We start from the raw sequence: 18,624 nt of genomic DNA, 5'->3' as shown, positions 1-18,624 counted from the left end.
CAGGATAAAGGCATGTTGAACCGGTTAAAAAAGACGCTGATTGCGACGCTGCTCCCTGCACTGACATTATCCTGCCCGTTAACCTCGCACGCAGATATCAGTGACTCATTGCCGGATATGGGGACAACGGCAGCCTCGACCTTGTCGATTAATCAGGAACTGCAGATGGGCGACTTCTACGTCCGCCAGCTCCGCGCCAGCGCCCCGCTGATTAACGATCCCTTACTGAATCAGTACATCAACCAACTCGGGCAGCGCCTGGTTTCACATGCGGACGGGGTTAAAACGCCTTTCCACTTTTTCCTGATTCAGAACGATGAGCTCAACGCGTTCGCCTTTTTTGGCGGTAATGTGGTGCTGCACGCGGCCCTGTTCCGTTTTACGGATAATGAGAGCCAGCTGGCATCGGTGATGGCCCATGAAATTTCCCACGTCACTCAACGCCATCTGGCGCGCGCGATGGAAGATCAAAAACGCAATGCGCCCCTGACCTGGGTGGGCGCTCTTGGCTCCATTTTACTGGCAATGGCCAGCCCGCAGATGGGAATGGCGGCACTCAGCGGCACGCTGGCAGGCACGCAGCAGGGAATTATTAGCTTTACCCAGAACAATGAGCAGGAAGCGGATCGCATCGGTATTCAGGTGTTGCAGCGCGCGGGGTTTGATCCCCAAGCCATGCCTAACTTCCTGCAAAAACTGGCTGATCAGAGCCGTTTCTCTTCGAAACCGCCTGAAATACTGTTAACGCACCCGCTGCCTGACAGCCGCCTTGCCGATGCGCGCAACCGTGCTAACCAGATGCGTCCGGTGGTCGTGCAGTCCTCACAAGACTTCTATCTGGCCAAAGTGCGGTCATTAGGCATGTATTCGACGGGCCGCAACCAGTTGACGGACGATTTGCTCACGCAATATGCCAACGGTAATTCTCGCGAACAGCTCGCCTCACAGTACGGTAAAGCCGTGCAGTTTCTTCAGGCTAAAAGCTATGGCGAGGCGAAAAAGATCGTGGCGCCCCTGCTGGCTAAACAGCCTGAAAATGTCTGGCTGCTGGATCTGATGACGGACATTGATATCGGCCTGAACCAGCCGCAGCAGGCAATAGCCATGCTGACCGCCACGCAGGCGGCAAAAACCAGCCCGGTCGTGCAGCTAAACCTCGCTAACGCTTATGTGGAAGCGAAACAGCCCGCGAATGCCAGCCGCATCCTGAACCGCTATACCTGGACACATAAAGATGATACCAACGGATGGGATCTGCTGGCTCAGGCCTCAGCACAGCAGGGACAGACAGATGAAGAACTCTTTGCCCGCGCCGAAAGTCTGGCGTTGAACGGCCAGCTCGATCAGGCCATTAGTGCCCTGAGCCGTGCCAGTGCACAGGTGCCGCTCGGCAGTCTGAAACAGGCCCGATACGATGCCCGCATCGATCAGTTGCGTCAGCTTCAGCAACGCTTTAAGCAGTATCAAAAAGGATAATAGTATGGTGACGCTTTATCATAATCCGCGCTGCAGCAAGAGCCGGGAAACCCTGGCGCTACTGCAGCAACAGGGTATTCACCCGACAATCGTGCGTTATCTGGACACACCGCCCGATCGCCAGACCCTGCAAATCCTGCTGCAGAAACTGGGTATGCAAAGCGCGCGTGAGTTGATGCGCCACAAAGAGCCATTATATGCGGCGCTGGGGCTGGATCGGCCAGAAATCGGGGAAAGCGCGTTGCTGGACGCCCTGCTGGAACATCCCAAATTGATCGAGCGACCCATTGTGGTTAACGGCGATCGCGCCCGACTGGGACGTCCGCCCGAAGCGGTGCTGGAGATTATTTAGAGACCGAGGGTTTCTTTCACGAAGGGAATCGTCAGCTTACGCTGGGCGCTGATCGACGCACTGTCCAGGCGATCCAGCGTATCAAACAGGGTACGCATTTCACGATCGAGCCGCTTCAGCAAAAACCGACCAACGTCTTCGGGCAGTTCAAATCCCCGCAATCCGGCACGCAGCTGTAAAGCCTGTAACTTATCTTCATCGGAAAGCGGCTGTAGACGATAAATTTGCCCCCAGTCGAGGCGGGATGCCAGGTCGGGCAAATGCAAATTAAGCTGACGCGGTGGGCGATCGCCGGTAATAAATAACCGGGTATTGCCGGTTTCCAGGATGCGGTTATAGAGATCGAAAATCGCCATTTCCCATGCTTCGTCTCCCGCAATACATTGAATATTGTCGATGCAAACCAGCGGCAGTTGCTCCATGCCTTCCAGCACTTCCGGGACAAACCAGGTGCGTTTATCAAGCGGCACATAGCCCACGGCTTCGCCGCGTGCGGACATTTCAGCGCAGGCGGCGTGCAGCAGATGGCTGCGACCGCCCCCTTCACGAGACCAGAAATAGAGATAGCTGCCATGCTGCTGGCTAAGCGCACCCTTAATCGCGGCAATGAGCGACGGGTTTTCACCCGGCCAGAAGCTGGCGAAGGTTTCGTCGTCAGGTAAATAGAGTGGCAATGACAATTGTGCCGGCGTGTTCAGAAGCACCTCAGCAAGAGAACAAGCAAAAATCGGGGCAAGTCTATCATAGTTTTTAACCAGAGATGAATCGGGCATCCCTGCCCGCGTATTGACGTCTAGCTGCGCGATGACGACTCGGGGTTATCTTCTGCATCCAGAATCACTTCTTCCGGACGCAGTACGGAAATCACCCGAAAGATTAAGGACAGCGCAACGCCGACGAGTGTTGCCAGCGCCATGCCTTTTAGCTCGGCAGCACCGATATGCACTTTCGCCCCGCTAACGCCAATAATCAGGATAACCGAGGTCAGGATCAGGTTTTGCGCCTTGTTGTAATCCACTTTAGATTCAATCAATACGCGAATACCGGACGCACCGATAACCCCATACAGCAGCAAGGACACGCCGCCCATAACGGGCACCGGAATCGCCTGAATCGCGGCCGCCAGTTTGCCCACGCAGGAAAGTAAAATGGCGAAAATGGCCGCACCGCCAATCACCCAGGTACTGTAAACACGGGTAATCGCCATCACGCCGATGTTTTCGCCGTAGGTTGTGTTGGGCGTTGATCCAAAGAAACCTGAAATGACCGTTGATAAGCCGTTGGCGAACATTGAACGATGCAGCCCGGGATCGCGCACCAGATCTCTTTTCACGATATTCGCCGTGACCACCAGGTGGCCCACATGCTCGGCGATAACCACCAGAGCAGCAGGCAGAATGGTCAGCATGGCAATCCACTCAAAGCGCGGCGTATAAAAGGTTGGTAAGGCAAACCAGGGCGCATGTTCAACGCCGCTCCAGTCCACGATGCCCATGAATGCGGAAAGCGCGTAACCCACCAGCACACCGATCAGAATCGGAATGATGGCCATAAAACCACGGAACAAGACCGAACCAAACACGGTGACGGCCAGGGTGACGACGGAAATCAAGACGGTTGTGCCGTCCGGCGACTGGCCTTCGGCAGGAAGCAGTCCGGCCATATTCGCGGCTACGCCAGCCAGTTCCAGACCAATGACGGCTACGATGGCACCCATCGCCGCAGGCGGGAACATCACATCCAGCCAGCCTGTCCCGGCTTTTTTAACGATCAGCGCAACCAGGCAGAACAACACGCCACACATAATAAAACCGCCCAGCGCCACTTCATAGCCCAGCGGCAGCAGCAGCAAGACAGGCGAAATAAAGGCAAAGCTCGATCCCAGATAAGCCGGGATTTTTCCTTTACAAATAAACAGATACAACAAGGTGCCGATACCGTTAAACAGCAATACCGTCGCCGGATTGATGTGGAACAGAATCGGTACTAATACCGTAGCGCCAAACATGGCAAACAGATGTTGCAGGCTGAGCGGAATGGTTTGCAGTAATGGCGGCCGTTCGCTAACGCCGATAGCGCGACGAGTCATTAAAAGTCCCCTTGAGTTAATCGTCTGTTTTTAGATAAAAAAAAGCCGACTCTGTGGTCGGCTAATTCATTTGATGGTCTGTTACGACAGAAAAAAGCGGCCCGGCCTGCTGCTGCAGGCTGAAAACACCGTGATGCGTGGAGCCGCGCATTTTCGTCATTACTTGGTGCCAAAGATTTTATCGCCAGCATCACCCAGACCCGGGATGATATAGCCTTTGTCGTTGAGTCCCTGATCCACAGAAGCGGTGTAAAGCTCAACATCCGGATGCGCTTTTTCCAGCGCGGCAATGCCTTCAGGCGCAGCGACCAGCACCAGCACTTTTATGCTGCTACAGCCCGCTTTCTTTAACAGATCGATCGTGGCGATCATCGAGCCGCCTGTGGCCAGCATCGGGTCAACCACTAACGCCAGGCGCTCTTCAATATTTGAAACCAGCTTCTGGAAATAAGGTACTGGTTCCAGGGTTTCTTCGTCACGGTAAACGCCCACGACGCTGATGCGTGCGCTGGGAACGTGTTCAAGCACCCCTTCCATCATGCCCAGACCGGCACGCAGAATAGGCACCACGGTGATTTTTTTACCTTTGATTTGATCAACCTGAACCGGGCCATTCCAGCCCTCAATCGTCACCTTTTCGGTTTCCAGGTCGGCGGTGGCTTCATAGGTCAGCAGACTGCCGACTTCAGAGGCCAGCTCGCGGAAACGCTTTGTACTGATATCATGCTCACGCATCAGTCCCAGTTTATGTTTGACCAGCGGGTGTTTAACTTCCACGATCTTCATTGTTGTTCTCCCGGAGTGAGTTGAGCTAAAAAAAATCGCCGGATTATACCGCCTTTTCGCCCCTGCGCCACATGTGCTTGCGCAATCAAATGCATTTTGTCAGGACAAAGTAAGGATTAATGAAAATCGCCAGGGACGCAATCTGAGACTCGCAAACGTTTGCCTGCGCTGGTAGAATTGCCGCGCTTTATATTAAACCACCAACCGCAACTCGCGTGGGGACCTCGCAGTGACCGATAAGACCTCTCTCAGTTACAAAGACGCCGGTGTTGATATTGATGCTGGTAACGCTCTGGTTGACCGTATTAAAGGCGTAGTGAAAAAGACGCGTCGCCCGGAAGTAATGGGTGGACTGGGCGGTTTCGGTGCGCTTTGTGCGCTGCCGCAAAAATACCGTGAACCCGTGCTGGTCTCCGGCACCGACGGCGTAGGTACCAAACTGCGTCTGGCGATGGATCTCAAGCGCCACGATGCCATCGGCATTGACCTGGTAGCGATGTGTGTCAACGACCTGGTGGTACAAGGCGCTGAACCGCTCTTCTTCCTGGATTATTACGCCACCGGCAAACTGGATGTGGATACCGCTTCCGCCGTTATCACCGGTATCGCCGAGGGTTGCCTGCAGTCAGGCTGTGCACTGGTGGGCGGTGAAACCGCTGAAATGCCAGGCATGTATCATGGCGAAGACTACGACGTGGCTGGCTTTTGCGTGGGCGTGGTTGAGAAGTCAGACATCATTGATGGCAGCAAAGTGCAGGATGGCGATGTCCTGATCGCATTAGGTTCCAGCGGCCCGCACTCCAATGGTTATTCACTGGTGCGCAAAATTCTGGAAGTCAGCGGTACCGATCCGCTGGTGGAACAGCTGGAAGGCAAACCGCTTGCCGATCATCTGCTTGAGCCAACCCGTATCTACGTCAAGAACATCCTGAGCCTGATCGAACAGGTCGATGTTCACGCTATCGCTCACCTTACCGGTGGCGGTTTCTGGGAAAATATCCCACGCGTGCTGCCCGATAACACCCAGGCCGTGATTGACGAGAACAGCTGGCAGTGGCCCGCCGTGTTTAGCTGGATGCAGCAGGCCGGTAATGTCAGCCGTCATGAAATGTACCGCACGTTCAACTGTGGCGTCGGTATGGTGATTGCACTGAGCCCTGCCGATGCGGATAACGCCGTTGAACTGATGCGCGCCGCTGGTGAAAATGCCTGGAAAATTGGCGTGATTAACGCATCAGAAGCGGAAGAGCGTGTGGTCATCACGTCATGAAAAAGCTGGTTGTGCTGATTTCCGGCAACGGAAGCAATCTTCAGTCCATCCTTGACGCCTGTGCAAACGGGCGTATTCACGGCAGCGTCGCTGCCGTATTCAGTAATAACGCTTCCGCCTACGGCTTAGTCCGCGCCTCGCTCGCCGGGATTCCGGCGACCGCGCTGAATCCCCGTGATTTCAGCGATCGTGAACGTTTTGATCGGCAGCTTATGCTTGAGATCGATGCTTATGCCCCGGACGTCGTCGTGCTGGCCGGTTATATGCGCATTTTAAGCCATGCTTTTGTGGCGCATTACGCTGACCGCCTGCTGAATATTCACCCGTCGCTTCTGCCCAAATATCCCGGTCTGCATACTCACCGCCAGGCGCTGGAAAACGGCGATGCTGAACACGGAACCTCTGTGCATTTCGTGACGGATGAGCTGGACGGTGGGCCGGTGATTCTACAGGCAAAGGTGCCGGTTTTTGCGGAAGACAGTGAAGCGGACATTACCGAGCGCGTACAACATCAGGAACATGCCATTTATCCACTGGTGATTAGCTGGTTTGTTGAAGGCCGTCTGGCCATGCGTGAGGGTCAGGCCTGGCTGGATGGTAAACCATTGCCCCCTCAGGGTTATGCACACGAGTAACTCACAGGGAGCCTGGCTCCCTGCACCTGTCAGCCATACCGCCCGGTAATATAATCTTCCGTTCGCCGCACCTTCGGCGCAGTGAAAATGCGGTCGGTGTCATCAAATTCGACCAACGCGCCATTGTGCATAAAGGCGGTGTAGTCCGACACCCGTGAAGCCTGCTGCATATTGTGGGTGACCAGCACCAGCGTGAAGTGCTGTTTCAGGGTGCTCATCAGTTCCTCAATCACCAGCGTTGAAATCGGGTCCAGGGCGGATGTCGGCTCATCCAGCAACAGCACGTCCGGCTCAATCGCGATAGCACGCGCAATCACTAACCTTTGCTGCTGACCGGTGGAGAGCGTCAGGGCATTCTGTGCCAGTTGATCTTTCACTTCACCCCATAACGCCGCCGCCCGCAGTGCTCGTTCACAGGCCTCGTTCAGCACCCGCTTATCGCGCACCCCCTGTAAGCGCAGCCCATAAACCACGTTTTCGTAAACCGACTTCGGAAAAGGATTGGGCCGCTGGAACACCATCCCAACACGACGGCGTAGCGCGGAACGATCCTGAGTGGGCCGCATAATCGACTGCTGCTCAAGCAAAATGTCCCCGTCGACACGACAATTGTCGATCACATCATTCATGCGGTTAAAACACCGCAGCAGCGTTGATTTGCCACAGCCGGAGGGACCGATTAATGCGGTAATCCGGTTTTTAGGCAGTTGCAGGGAGATATCATGAAGCACCTGGCGCTCACCGTACCAGAGTGAAAGATGATCAACGGTTAGCGCAATATCAGTTTCGGGCATTGTAGTCATCGTCAGTTATTGAGTCATCAGGCGATAGCGTTCACGCAGACGGTGACGCAGGCCCATGGCTAACAGGTTCAGCAACAGAATAATTAACACCAGCAGCAGCGCCGTGGCAAAAACCAACGGACGGTCGGCCTCTGTATTAGGGCTTTGAAAGGCTAAATCATAAATCTGAAAGCCCAGATGCATGAATTTCCTGTCAAGGTGCAGATAGGGGAAGACGGCATCAACGGGCAATTCCGGTACCATTTTTACCACGCCAACCAACATCAGGGGGGCGGTTTCTCCCGCCGCGCGGGCCACCGCCAGAATCAGCCCGGTTAACATGGCCGGAACCGCCATCGGTAACACCACATTCCACAAGGTTTCGGCCTGGGTCGCCCCGAGCGCCAGCGATCCCTGCCTCAGACTATCCGGAATACGTGATAACCCCTCTTCCGTTGCCACAATCACCACCGGCAGGGTCAGCAAGGCCAGCGTCAGCGATGCCCAAAGTAAGCCTGGCGTGCCGAACGTGGGATTTGGCAGTGCGCTGCTGTAAAACAGCCGATCGACCGTTCCGCCCACCAGCCAGACAAAAAAGCCCAGACCAAACACACCATAGACAATAGAGGGCACGCCCGCCAGATTCACCACCGCAATGCGCACCAGCCGAGTCAACGCATTACGTCCGGCATATTCATGCAGCCAGACTGCCGCGATGACCCCCAGCGGCATGACCACCACCGACATCAGCAGCACCATCAGCACCGTGCCGAACAGCGCGGGGAAAACGCCAAAATCGCTTTCGCCTTCAGCAGGTGAATCGCTGACAAAGCGCCACAACTGCTGTAAGAAGTGCCCTGTTTTTTCTGTTAGCGTCATGGCGTTGGGCTGCCAGGCGGCCACAATCTGCGACAGTGGGATGCTGTGCTCAATGCCATTAACGTCACGCAGAATCAACACGTCACGCTCGCTTTCTTCTTGCAGGTTGTTGAGTCTTTCATTGAGCTGGATAAGCCGGCGTTCCAGGGCTGCCTGGTTGGCGTCGTATTCTGACTGCGCCTGTAAATCGAACTGCTTTTCCTCACGCTGCTGTTCAGCCTGATCGTCTAACTGATCCAGTTGTTGATTCAGCTGGGCCATATCAATACGACGGATCTCGCTGGCCTGGCGCACAGTGAGCTGAACCTGTTCGAGTCGCTGCTGCAGTAGCGCATGGATGTTCTTTGCCGTCAGCGCCTCATTGTCTTCGCGCAAGCCGACAAGCCAGCCGTAAGCATTGCCGTGGCTGCGGCGCTGTAACACCATGATATCCTCCGGCTGACTGACCGCCGGTGCGGCTTTGCTGAGCGCAATACGAAAATCGGGCGCGGCCCAGTCGCGGTTGCCGGTTTTGATCAGGTAGCGGTGCAGAAAGGCTCGCTGGCCGTCTGTCCCTTCAGCGGGTGCCGGATACTTCGACTGCCGCTCAAGGGTTTCACCCAGCAGGCGGGTTTGACTGCCGTCGGGCTGCGTAAACGTATAGAGTTCTACTCTGTGGGGCCAAAACGTCCGTAGCCCCTGCCATCCCAGCAACCCAATCAGTAAGGTAAACGCCAGCAGACACACCGTCACGGCCCCGGCCGTTAACCAGCGCCAGCGGTCGTTTTGTCGCATCACCTTCATGCCTGCTCCTTATACTGACTGAAGCGCAGGCGCAGGCGCTGGCGGATGAGTTCTGCAAAGGTATTAATGATCATCGTAAAAATCAGCAGCAATAGCGCACTTAAGAACAGAATCCGGTAATGTGCGCTGCCCACTGCGGCTTCGGGCATCTCAATCGCGATATTGGCGGAAAGCGTACGCAGGCCGCTGAACAAGCCGCCTTCACTTTGCGGCGTGTTACCGGTCGCCATGAGTAAAATCATGGTTTCGCCGACCGCCCTGCCAAAGCCAATCATCAGGGCGGCAAAGATGCCCGCCGAGGCGCCCGGCAGCACCACGCGCGTCAGGGTTTGCCAGGGCGTGGCACCCAGCGCCAGTGAACCTTGTCCCAGCGAGGCCGGTACGCTAAACAGCGCATCCTCTGCAAGGGTGAAAATTAAGGGCACCAGCGCAAACCCCATCGCCAGCGCTGCCACCAGCAGGTTACGTTGCTCGTAATGCGGTAGCCAGTCGCCGGCATCCGGTACGATCAGCGTCGGCAGCCACAACGTTAGCAGAGTGACAACAAGCAGCACAGGCAGTAATAACAGCACCTCGCGCCCCGGCTGCCGCCAGCGTTCAGGCAGACGATGGCTCACTACGCCGCACCCGAGCAGGCTACCGGCAAGTGTGACGGGCAGCAACAGCACGCCAATTAACGCCTGACCCACATGGGGCGCTAACCATAATCCGGCTATCAGTCCGATCACCACGCTGGGCAGTGCGCCCATCATCTCAATCGCGGGCTTAACCCAACGGCGCAAGCCCGGCGCCATAAACCACGCAGTATACATGGCAGCCGCCAGCGCCAGTGGTGTCGCAAACAACAGTGCCATGCTGGCCGCTTTTAGGGTGCCCACGACCATGGGGATTAAGCTGAATTTTGCCTGATAGCTGTCGCCAGCATTCGTGGATTGCCAGACCCAGTCGGGTTTAGGGTAGTTTTCATACCAGATTTTTTGCCAGAAATTACGCCAGGTCACATCCGGCCAGGCATTCGTCAGCTTCAGCGTTTCCCAGCCTGACTGCCGTTCCAGCAACAGGCTGTCGCCATGGGGTGAGAATTGCGCCTGAAGAATGCCGGGGGCCAGCTGACGTTGCAGGATCGGCCCATTCTGTTTACTGGCAAAGACTTTCAACATGCCGGCGTGATCAAAAGTGGCGAAAACCCGTCGCTGTGGCTCGCTGATGATCGTGGCCTGTCCGGCGCTGTGTTCAAAAGTACGCACAGGGTGTAAACGCAGACCGTGCTCACCTGCGATGGAAAACCACTGGGTAATGCCGCTGTCATCCTGGATCAGCAGGGTTTGCCCTCCAGCCAGTAACTGCAGCTGCTGAGGCACCTGAGGCAGCGTCTGCGTTTCGCGCAGCCATGCTCGCCCGTCATCAATTTGCCAGACCCGCAGCAGGTGACCTTCGGTGGTATACAGCAGGTCACCTTTTGGCGACAGTAACAGATGTTGGGGCTGCTGGGCAGGCAGCGTAATCAGCGATGCCTGCTGGTTAGTGCCCAGCGTCAGTATGCTTAACCCTGCGTCACCTGAGGCGGCAATGCGCCACTGTTCCGGGGTTATCGTGGCGAGCGCCATCTTTTTTATGCCACCCTGCGGCAGCCGAAACACGTTATCGCCTAGCGGAAAATGCCACTCGCCCTCGCCCTGGCTTATCACCGGTTGCAGCAGCGTTAAGTTGCCCTGGGCATTAAGCAGTAATGTCCTGTCGTCTGCGCTGGTCACGATTTGCTGTGGAACGGATGACAGTGCTAAAGCCGGTGCCGCCGGTTGGCCATTCAGCGGAATAAATCGCGCCTTGCCATCACTGCTGATGCGCCAGCCCAGGGTTCCCTGGTTGCCAATCGCCAGGGCCGGGGCAGAGTCCCACAGTCGTTGGCTGCTGATGCTTTGCACGCCCGGCGCGCTGAACAGCGGCAGGACCACCCAAAGCAACCAGAAGAACAGCAGCATCATCAGTAGCAGAATAGCCACCCCGCAAGACGTGACGAGGCGCCGCGTAAAGCGGTCAATCGCACGTCGTCGGCGATCGCTAAACTGCACAGGAATATGGTTTACGCTCATGCGGCCCTGATTATCCGGCGGAAATGAGTCGCTATGTTGCCCGTAGCTGGTTGATAAGACAACTTTTGCCGTTGGACAACCTTGCCATACTCTCGCCATAATGCAGTTGGATACTGTATCGTCGTCAGTCCTGCAACCGTCATACGGAGTGAGAATGGGTCAGGTAAAGCTTTATATCGAAAAAGAAATGAGCTGGTTGTGCTTTAACGAACGTGTTTTGCAGGAAGCGGCAGATAAAAGTAATCCGCTGATTGAACGTATGCGTTTCTTAGGTATTTACTCGAACAACCTCGACGAATTTTACAAGGTACGTTTTGCCGATTTGAAACGACGTATCCTGATTGGCGAAGAGCAAGGCTCTGCCAGTACGCCACGTCATTTATTAAAGAAGATTCAACAGCGCGTCCTGAAATCAGATCAGGAGTTTGATGCCCTGTATAACGACCTGCTGCTGGAGATGGCGCGCAATCAAATCTTCCTGATTAACGAGCGTCAGCTTTCCCCCAATCAGCAAAGCTGGCTGCGCCACTATTTCAAGCACGAACTGCGTCAGCACATCACGCCGATTCTGATTACCCATGAAACCGACCTGACCGAGTTTCTTAAAGACGATTACACGTACCTGGCCGTTGAAATTATTCGCGGTCAGGATATTCAGTACGCCCTGCTGGAGATCCCCTCTGACAAGGTGCCGCGCTTTATTAATCTGCCAGCTGAACCGCCACGTCGCCGTAAGCCGATGATCCTGCTAGATAACATCCTGCGCTATTGCCTGGATGATATCTTCAAGGGGTTTTATGACTACGACACGCTCAACGCTTATTCGATGAAAATGACGCGTGACGCGGAGTACGATCTGGTAACGGAAATGGAATCCAGCCTGCTGGAACTGATGTCCTCCAGTCTGAAACAACGTCTGACGGCTGAACCTGTGCGGTTTGTTTACCAGCGCGACATGCCGGACTCGATGGTGGCGCTGCTGTGCGACAAACTGTCGATTTCAAATTATGACTCCGTCCTGGCGGGCGGCCGTTACCACAACTTTAAAGATTTTATCGGCTTCCCTAATGTCGGGAAAAACAACCTGATTAACCGGCCGATGCCGCAAATCCGTCATATTGGCTTTGATGGTTTCCGCAACGGTTTTGATGCCATCCGTAACCGCGACGTGCTGCTTTACTATCCGTATCACACCTTCGAGCATGTGCTGGAATTGTTACGTCAGGCGTCATTCGACCCGAGCGTGCTGGCGATTAAAATCAATATTTACCGCGTCGCCAAACATTCCCGCATTATGGATGCGATGATTCACGCCGCCTATAACGGCAAGAAAGTCACGGTTGTAGTGGAACTTCAGGCCCGCTTTGATGAAGAAGCCAATATTTACTGGGCGAAACGTCTGACTGAAGCCGGTGTACACGTTATTTTCTCGGCACCCGGCCTGAAGATTCACGCCAAACTGTTTTTAATTTCCCGACGTGAAGGCGAAGAGATCGTGCGCTACGCCCACATCGGCACCGGTAACTTCAACGAAAAAACGGCAAGGCTCTACACGGACTATTCCCTGTTAACCGCCGATGCTCGTATCACCAATGAAGTGCGCCGGGTGTTCAACTTTATCGAAAACCCTTACCGTCCGGTGACCTTTGACCATTTAATGGTTTCTCCGCAAAACTCACGTCGGATGCTGTATGATTTGATCGATAACGAGATAGCCAATGCCCAGCAAAAACGCCCCAGTGGGATTACGCTGAAAATTAACAACCTGGTGGACAAAGGGCTGGTAGACAGGCTTTATACCGCATCCAGCGTGGGCGTAAATGTTAATTTACTGGTGCGCGGAATGTGCTCATTGATTCCAGACTTGCCCGGGATCAGTGAAAATATTCGCGTAATCAGTATCGTTGACCGCTTCCTGGAACACGACCGTGTTTATATTTTTGAAAACGGTGGTGATAAGAAAGTGTTTCTTTCATCCGCTGACTGGATGACGCGTAACATTGATTATCGCATCGAAGTTGCCGTAGCGATCCTTGATCCACAAATAAAGCAGCGCATTCTGGACATTATTGCTATTCAGCTCAGCGACACCGTTAAAGCCCGGGTTGTCGATAAAGAGCTGACTAACCAGTACGTTCAGCGCGGCAATCGTCGTAAAGTGCGGTCGCAGATGGCCATTTACGATTACATTAAGAAGCTGGAACAACCTGAATAACGCCTATGCCAATCTCCCAAAAAAGTACGCCGAAACCTCAAGAGTTTGCGGCAATTGACCTTGGTTCCAATAGTTTCCACATGGTAATTGCCCGCGTGGTGGATGGTGCTTTGCAGGTTCTGGGGCGTCTGAAGCAACGGGTCCATCTGGCCGATGGTCTGGATGCCAAAAATTACCTGAGCGAAGAGGCAATGGAACGCGGGCTGAACTGCCTGGCGCTGTTTGCTGAACGCCTGCAGGGCTTTAACGCCAGCAACGTGACGATTGTGGGCACCCATACGTTACGTCAGGCGGTGAACGCCGAAACCTTTTTGCAGCGTGCGGCAGAGGTCATTCCCTATCCGATTGAGGTGATTTCCGGCCACGAAGAAGCTCGTCTGATTTTTATGGGCGTCGAGCATACTCAGCCAGAAAAAGGCCGCAAGCTGGTGATCGACATCGGCGGCGGGTCAACGGAATTGGTTATCGGCGAGGATTTTGAGCCGCAACTGGTGGAAAGCCGTCGTATGGGCTGCGTCAGTTTTGCCCAGCTTTATTTCCCTGGCGGTGAAATCAGCGTAGAGAATTTTCGTCGTGCTCGCCTGGCCGCCACTCAAAAGCTGGAAACGCTGGCGTGGCAGTATCGTCTGCACGGCTGGCAGTATGCGCTGGGCGCATCGGGCACCATCAAAGCGGCCTGCGAAGTGCTGCTGGCCATGGGCGAGAAAGAGAAGCTGATTACGCCCGAGCGCCTGACCATGCTTTACGATGAAGTCATTAAGCACAAATCCTTTGCGGCGCTGAGTCTGCCGGGTCTGTCTGAAGAGCGTAAAAGCGTATTTGTTCCCGGCTTAGCCATTCTCTGTGGCGTGTTTGATGCACTCGCCATCCGTGAGCTGACGCTGAGTGATGGCGCCCTCCGGGAAGGCGTGCTGTATGAAATGGAAGGCCGTTTCCGTCATCAGGATATTCGCAGCCGTACAGCCCAGAGCCTGGCTAATCACTATGCCATCGACAGCGATCAGGCCCGGCGCGTACTGGAAACGACTGAACAGCTTTATCTGCAGTGGCGCGATCAAAATCCCAAACTGGCGAATCCACAGCTGGCTGCGCTGTTAAAATGGGCAGCCATGTTGCATGAGGTCGGGCTGACCATTAACCACAGTGGTTTACAGCGCCATTCTGCCTATATTTTGCAGAACACTAACCTGCCGGGCTTCAATCAGGATCAGCAAATGCTGTTGGCGGCGCTGGTCAGATTTCACCGTAAAGCGGTGAAGGTGGATGAGCTGCCACGCGTGACGCTGTTCAAGAAGAAGCAGTTTTTACCCCTGATCTTTCTGCTTCGTCTGGGCACCTTACTGAACAACCAGCGCCAGGCCACGACGCGCCCGGATTCGTTAAAACTGACCTGCGATGACGGTCACTGGACGCTCACCTTCCCGGCAGGCTATTTCAATCAGAATAACCTGGTGCAACTCGATCTTGAGCGTGAGCAAACCTACTGGGATGAAGTAACCGGCTGGAAACTGATTCTCGCAGAAGCCTGACAATGCGGGCATTGACTGCCCGCATCACTGAACCGACGACGATGACATTACGAACCGATAATTATTTTGCCGAGACCTATGGCTTAACACCGACCCATTCTGAAGTGGTCGAAGCCTTACCTCAGTTGACGCCCGGAAAAGCGCTTGATCTGGGATGCGGAAGCGGGCGTAACACGCTGTTCCTGAATCAACATGGTTTTGAAGTCACGGCCTGGGACCATAATACCGCCAGCCTGGATCGCCTGAATCACATTATTGCCACCGAAGGCCTGACCGGCATTCATACGGCCCAACAGGATCTGAACCAGGTGCGTTTTAGTGGAGCCTACCAAGTGGTGCTCTCCACCGTGGTAATGATGTTTTTACAACCGGGAACGATCCCGCAGCTTATTGCCGATATGCAGGCCTGTACGGTGAAAAACGGCTTTAACCTGATTGTTGCGGCCATGAATACCGAGGACGCGCCCTGCCCGTCTGACTTCCCTTTTGCTTTTAAATCGGGTGAGTTAAGTCATTACTACCGCAACTGGCATATTGTGAAGTACAACGAAAACTGGGGACAGCTACATCGCAAAGATGAAAACGGCAACCGGATTAACTGCCGCTTTGCCACGCTGTTGGCGCAGAAAGCCAGTTATTAACACAGTTGTGTTTTTTTTAAACAACGGTTGATTTCACTGGGCGACTGTGACTAAATATTGCTGTCGCCCGGTTTGGGTTATTACAGGAATTACCCTGCGTGAACAGCGCCCTTTCTCCACGAAGACGTAAAAAAAGCGTCAGCATGACGCGGATTGTTTTACTGATCAGTTTTATCATTCTGTTTAGTCGCCTCGTTTTTATCCTGCCTGCGGCCTTCGAGCATCACCAGCAAAAACAAACTGAATCACCGCCGGTGATCACGACGCTTTCTGACAGTCGTTAATCGAAAGGTTTCATTAACCTGATTAAACGACGCGCAATCCCGCTGCTTGCGCCATTTTTTACATCCCTTTTCCAGTCAAAACGCTACACTTCGTGCAGGTGCTTTCAGACTAAAGGGATGCAATGTGTCTGCCTCACACTCTCAACGTTTAAGTGAAATTCGTCATCGTATTCTGACGCTGCTGCTCAATGAGCACGACCTTGTGGATGAATTACTGGATAAAGCCAGTCATCTTTCCCCTGAGCAGCAACGTGAAAATGTGATACATCGGGAAATACTCCAGCAAGACATCAGCCAGCTTCACGCCGCTGACCTTGCCGATATTCTTGAAGCCTTGCCTGAAGAAGCCCGACTGGCGCTCTGGAGCCTGGTTCCGGGTGAAAAACGCGGCCGCGTACTGGTTGAAGCCTCAGAAACCGTCTGGGACAGCCTGACCGAAGAGATGAGCGATCGCGCCATCCTGCAGGCGATGGAACCGCTGGATATTGACGATCAGGCCTGGCTGGTGCGTTATCTGCCGCGCGACCTTACAGGACGCCTGCTGACCTCTCTGGAGCCGAACCTGCGAGCACGCATCCTGAGCGTGATGCAGTTTGACCGTGATCGCGTGGGTCGGGTCATGGACTTTAATATCCTCACGGTACGCGAGGACGTCACATTAGCCACTGTGCAGCGCTTTTTGCGTAAAGGCAAAAGCATGCCGGATGGCACAGACAAAATCTTCATCACCAATGAAAACAATCAGCTGCTGGGCGAGCTACTGCTAACCGATATCCTGCTGAACAAACCTAAGACCATGGTGAGCGACGTGATGAATTCGCATCCCACCACCTTTCAGCTCGACGACAAAGCCGAAGACGCGGCCAGTGCCTTTGAACGTTATAACCTGATCTCAGCGGCGGTGACCGATGCGCAGGGTAAACTTATTGGCCGTATTACCATTGAAGACGTTGTCGACCTGGTCAACAAAGAGAACGAAAGCAATATCCGTAAAATGGGCGGGATTAGCCAGGAAGAGGATGTTTTCGCCCCGGTGCGTAAATCTGTGCGTAATCGCTGGGCCTGGCTGGCGATCAATTTATGTACGGCGTTTGTTGCATCCCGCGTCATTGGCTTGTTTGAAAACACTATCTCGCAAATTGTCGCCCTTGCCACGTTAATGCCGATTATTGCCGGTATTGGCGGTAATACCGGCAATCAGACCATCACGATGATTGTTCGCGCCCTTGCGCTGCATCAGGTTGAACCGGGCAACTTCTCGTTCCTGTTTATGCGCGAACTCGGCGTAGCCTTGATCAACGGCCTGTTCTGGGGCGCGATTATGGGCGGTATCACCTGGCTTATGTACGACAACATGGCGCTGGGCGGCGTGATGATGCTGGCCATGGTGCTGAATCTTCTGCTGGCAGCCATAATGGGTGTGATGGTGCCGCTGGTCATGACCAAAATGAAACGCGATCCCGCCGTGGGCTCCAGTGTATTAATTACCGCCATCACCGATACCGGTGGTTTTTTTATTTTCCTGGGCCTGGCGACGATCTTCCTGATACCGCATTGATTACTGGTTTTGATAACCGTAGCGCTGCAGCGATCCCATGACATTCAGCCGACGTGTCACCTGTGCCAGTTCGCAGGTGACTGCGGGCAACTGGTAGTGATTGCGCTGCCCCAGCCACTCCAGCACATCAGCTAAATGCCAGATAGCCGTTTTGCCATCGTGTACCGGTAACGGAAACTGTTTGCTGTGCGTCAGCATCAGTTTGCGCATGTTCTGACGTGATACACCAATCAGGTCTGCAACATCAGTTAAGCCGACAAAATCAGGCGCGGCTTCAACCATCAATGCGCCAGGAATAGCAGACTGCACATCTGCTATCGCACTGCTGAGTGCGTGGCTCGCCGAGTCGGCGTGGCGCGTAAATTCCAGCGCCAGCTTGCCTGCCACACCGGCACCGACCAATGCATCATCGCATCCTGCCTCCGCCAGTTTTTCCAGTAACGCATCAATGGACCCCGCTGATTCAGGCAATTCAAACCGCAAGATGAAATGATATTCCGTCATATTAATTCCCTCTTTTTAACGTATCAGTAACGGTACAGTTATCTACTACGCGCCGCAGCGCTCTGGCATGGTTATGGGCATTTTTTGGGGTGCGCCAGATACAGGTCAGACAGTATTCCCCACAGCGGCACGTCGACAGATTTGCCGGACAGTACATTTTGCCCCATGCGTGATGACCCGTAGCCACCACGAGCCACCCCTGTGATTCTGCGTAACATAAGGCGGCTTCAATCTCTTTGCTGGGATGTCGCTTTCTGTCCACCATGGCGCCTATCATCCCTTGTTTTTAGAGGGTTGTCAACTGACAACTAAAGTGTCATTCGTGCGGTACAGGGGCAGCATGCGGGCTGTATGGCGGCAGGTAAAACAGGTTGCGACTAAAATGGAAAGGATTACGCAAAAAAGTGTCAGCCTGACGTGATGGACGACAATCGAAGATAACAACGGAGGAAATATGTTTAAAACTGATGACCTGGTACAAGCGAAAACGGGCGGACCCAAAATGGTCGTACTGCGTGCCGATGGTGAAACACTGTGGTGCGCTCGCGTGGACGATGCCAGCAAAAAGGAAATTGAAGTTAACGCAGAAAGCGTCAATCTCTACCATGAAGAGGGCGATTTTGGCGTCTGTTAAAAGGGATGACGTGACTCACACCGACCGCAACGGTTAAGGCAACCGGCCATTCGGTTACCCGGGAGCCTGGCTTCCGGGTAACCTTTTCTGATTGCCCTATTCCGGGCTATTCGG

The 18,624-nt window shown here is 54.2% G+C and carries 18 protein-coding genes; 10 read left to right on the top strand and 8 right to left on the bottom strand.

What is annotated here, in order from left to right:
* The first annotated feature begins 12 nt into the window (after nt 1-12).
* The gene (gene bepA / locus CMR03_RS23730; protein ID WP_096012834.1) at nt 13-1,476 is read left to right on the top strand and encodes a beta-barrel assembly-enhancing protease; all 1,464 of its coding nucleotides are present in this window, start codon (nt 13-15) and stop codon (nt 1,474-1,476) included.
* Between the two features lie 4 nt (nt 1,477-1,480).
* Complete coding sequence (gene arsC, locus CMR03_RS23725) at nt 1,481-1,828, top strand: arsenate reductase (glutaredoxin) (RefSeq protein ID WP_096012833.1); 348 nt, start codon at nt 1,481-1,483, stop codon at nt 1,826-1,828.
* Here the strand turns inward: arsC and hda are convergent.
* From hda to upp, 3 genes are all read right to left on the bottom strand, one after another.
* Complete coding sequence (hda, locus tag CMR03_RS23720) at nt 1,825-2,526, bottom strand: DnaA inactivator Hda (RefSeq protein ID WP_216639872.1); 702 nt, start codon at nt 2,524-2,526, stop codon at nt 1,825-1,827. The two genes, arsC and hda, sit on opposite strands and share 4 nt — an antisense overlap.
* Before the next feature lie 95 nt (nt 2,527-2,621).
* Entirely contained in the window at nt 2,622-3,917 is a 1,296-nt protein-coding gene (gene uraA / locus CMR03_RS23715) for a uracil permease (RefSeq protein WP_096012832.1), read from the bottom strand.
* 159 nt (nt 3,918-4,076) lie between these two features.
* Nucleotides 4,077-4,703 carry a uracil phosphoribosyltransferase gene (gene upp / locus CMR03_RS23710; protein WP_013026702.1) on the bottom strand — a complete coding sequence of 209 codons (627 nt, stop codon included), beginning with the start codon at nt 4,701-4,703 and terminating at the stop codon, nt 4,077-4,079.
* A gap of 229 nt (nt 4,704-4,932) precedes the next feature.
* On the opposite strand from upp, the gene purM reads away from it, so the two are divergent.
* Both purM and purN read left to right on the top strand, forming a co-directional pair.
* Nucleotides 4,933-5,973: a phosphoribosylformylglycinamidine cyclo-ligase gene (purM, locus tag CMR03_RS23705; RefSeq protein WP_096012831.1), complete on the top strand. Its 1,041-nt coding sequence runs from the start codon at nt 4,933-4,935 to the stop codon at nt 5,971-5,973.
* Nucleotides 5,970-6,608 carry a phosphoribosylglycinamide formyltransferase gene (gene purN, locus CMR03_RS23700; protein WP_096012830.1) on the top strand — a complete coding sequence of 213 codons (639 nt, stop codon included), beginning with the start codon at nt 5,970-5,972 and terminating at the stop codon, nt 6,606-6,608. Before purM ends, purN begins: the two co-directional genes overlap by 4 nt.
* Before the next feature lie 29 nt (nt 6,609-6,637).
* Here purN and pstB read toward each other — a convergent pair whose 3' ends face one another.
* From pstB to CMR03_RS23685, 3 genes are read right to left on the bottom strand one after another with little or no spacing between them, the layout of a single operon-like run.
* On the bottom strand, nt 6,638-7,411 hold the full coding sequence (gene pstB, locus CMR03_RS23695; RefSeq protein ID WP_063880543.1) for a phosphate ABC transporter ATP-binding protein PstB: 774 nt from the start codon (nt 7,409-7,411) through the stop codon (nt 6,638-6,640).
* Between the two features lie 6 nt (nt 7,412-7,417).
* Complete coding sequence (gene pstA / locus CMR03_RS23690; protein WP_096012829.1) at nt 7,418-9,052, bottom strand: phosphate ABC transporter permease PstA; 1,635 nt, start codon at nt 9,050-9,052, stop codon at nt 7,418-7,420.
* Entirely contained in the window at nt 9,049-11,145 is a 2,097-nt protein-coding gene (locus tag CMR03_RS23685) for an ABC transporter permease subunit (protein WP_096012828.1), read from the bottom strand. Before CMR03_RS23685 ends, pstA begins: the two co-directional genes overlap by 4 nt.
* A gap of 154 nt (nt 11,146-11,299) precedes the next feature.
* Between CMR03_RS23685 and ppk1 the strand changes: the two genes are divergently transcribed.
* The 5 genes from ppk1 (at nt 11,300) to mgtE (ending at nt 17,372) form a co-directional block, all read left to right on the top strand.
* On the top strand, nt 11,300-13,360 hold the full coding sequence (ppk1, locus tag CMR03_RS23680; protein WP_063880546.1) for a polyphosphate kinase 1: 2,061 nt from the start codon (nt 11,300-11,302) through the stop codon (nt 13,358-13,360).
* Nucleotides 13,361-13,365: 5 nt separating this feature from the next.
* Complete coding sequence (ppx, locus tag CMR03_RS23675; RefSeq protein WP_063880547.1) at nt 13,366-14,889, top strand: exopolyphosphatase; 1,524 nt, start codon at nt 13,366-13,368, stop codon at nt 14,887-14,889.
* Nucleotides 14,890-14,891: 2 nt separating this feature from the next.
* A complete protein-coding gene (gene tehB / locus CMR03_RS23670) occupies nt 14,892-15,530 on the top strand; it encodes a tellurite resistance methyltransferase TehB (protein WP_208625043.1) in 639 nt (212 codons plus the stop codon).
* 98 nt (nt 15,531-15,628) lie between these two features.
* Entirely contained in the window at nt 15,629-15,814 is a 186-nt protein-coding gene (locus CMR03_RS25730; protein WP_063880548.1) for a YfgG family protein, read from the top strand.
* A 124-nt stretch (nt 15,815-15,938) separates the two neighbouring features.
* Entirely contained in the window at nt 15,939-17,372 is a 1,434-nt protein-coding gene (gene mgtE / locus CMR03_RS23660) for a magnesium transporter (protein ID WP_063880549.1), read from the top strand.
* On the opposite strand, the gene CMR03_RS23655 is transcribed toward mgtE, so the two are convergent.
* Nucleotides 17,373-17,876: a helix-turn-helix transcriptional regulator gene (locus tag CMR03_RS23655; protein ID WP_096012827.1), complete on the bottom strand. Its 504-nt coding sequence runs from the start codon at nt 17,874-17,876 to the stop codon at nt 17,373-17,375.
* 1 nt (nt 17,877) lies between these two features.
* On the bottom strand, nt 17,878-18,141 hold the full coding sequence (locus tag CMR03_RS25725) for a hypothetical protein (protein WP_096012826.1): 264 nt from the start codon (nt 18,139-18,141) through the stop codon (nt 17,878-17,880).
* A 189-nt stretch (nt 18,142-18,330) separates the two neighbouring features.
* Between CMR03_RS25725 and CMR03_RS23645 the strand changes: the two genes are divergently transcribed.
* On the top strand, nt 18,331-18,510 hold the full coding sequence (locus CMR03_RS23645) for a DUF2158 domain-containing protein (protein WP_063880551.1): 180 nt from the start codon (nt 18,331-18,333) through the stop codon (nt 18,508-18,510).
* Nucleotides 18,511-18,624 lie beyond the last annotated feature (114 nt).

The organism is Pantoea allii (assembly GCF_002307475.1).
GTDB lineage: Bacteria > Pseudomonadota > Gammaproteobacteria > Enterobacterales > Enterobacteriaceae > Pantoea > Pantoea allii.
Note: the sequence above shows the minus strand (reverse complement) of the source record. Positions and strands in the feature narration are given on the sequence as shown.

Excerpts from the sequence above, each read along its gene's own strand:
- bepA (WP_096012834.1), top strand. The coding sequence starts at position 13 with ATGTTGAACCGGTTAAAAAAGACGCTGATTGCGACGCTGCTCCCTGCA.
- arsC (WP_096012833.1), top strand. The coding sequence starts at position 1,481 with ATGGTGACGCTTTATCATAATCCGCGCTGCAGCAAGAGCCGGGAAACC.
- uraA (WP_096012832.1), bottom strand. The coding sequence starts at position 3,917 with ATGACTCGTCGCGCTATCGGCGTTAGCGAACGGCCGCCATTACTGCAA.
- upp (WP_013026702.1), bottom strand. The coding sequence starts at position 4,703 with ATGAAGATCGTGGAAGTTAAACACCCGCTGGTCAAACATAAACTGGGA.
- purN (WP_096012830.1), top strand. The coding sequence starts at position 5,970 with ATGAAAAAGCTGGTTGTGCTGATTTCCGGCAACGGAAGCAATCTTCAG.
- pstB (WP_063880543.1), bottom strand. The coding sequence starts at position 7,411 with ATGACTACAATGCCCGAAACTGATATTGCGCTAACCGTTGATCATCTT.
- pstA (WP_096012829.1), bottom strand. The coding sequence starts at position 9,052 with ATGAAGGTGATGCGACAAAACGACCGCTGGCGCTGGTTAACGGCCGGG.
- CMR03_RS23685 (WP_096012828.1), bottom strand. The coding sequence starts at position 11,145 with ATGAGCGTAAACCATATTCCTGTGCAGTTTAGCGATCGCCGACGACGT.
- ppk1 (WP_063880546.1), top strand. The coding sequence starts at position 11,300 with ATGGGTCAGGTAAAGCTTTATATCGAAAAAGAAATGAGCTGGTTGTGC.
- ppx (WP_063880547.1), top strand. The coding sequence starts at position 13,366 with ATGCCAATCTCCCAAAAAAGTACGCCGAAACCTCAAGAGTTTGCGGCA.
- tehB (WP_208625043.1), top strand. The coding sequence starts at position 14,892 with ATGCGGGCATTGACTGCCCGCATCACTGAACCGACGACGATGACATTA.
- CMR03_RS23655 (WP_096012827.1), bottom strand. The coding sequence starts at position 17,876 with ATGACGGAATATCATTTCATCTTGCGGTTTGAATTGCCTGAATCAGCG.
- CMR03_RS25725 (WP_096012826.1), bottom strand. The coding sequence starts at position 18,141 with ATGGTGGACAGAAAGCGACATCCCAGCAAAGAGATTGAAGCCGCCTTA.
- CMR03_RS23645 (WP_063880551.1), top strand. The coding sequence starts at position 18,331 with ATGTTTAAAACTGATGACCTGGTACAAGCGAAAACGGGCGGACCCAAA.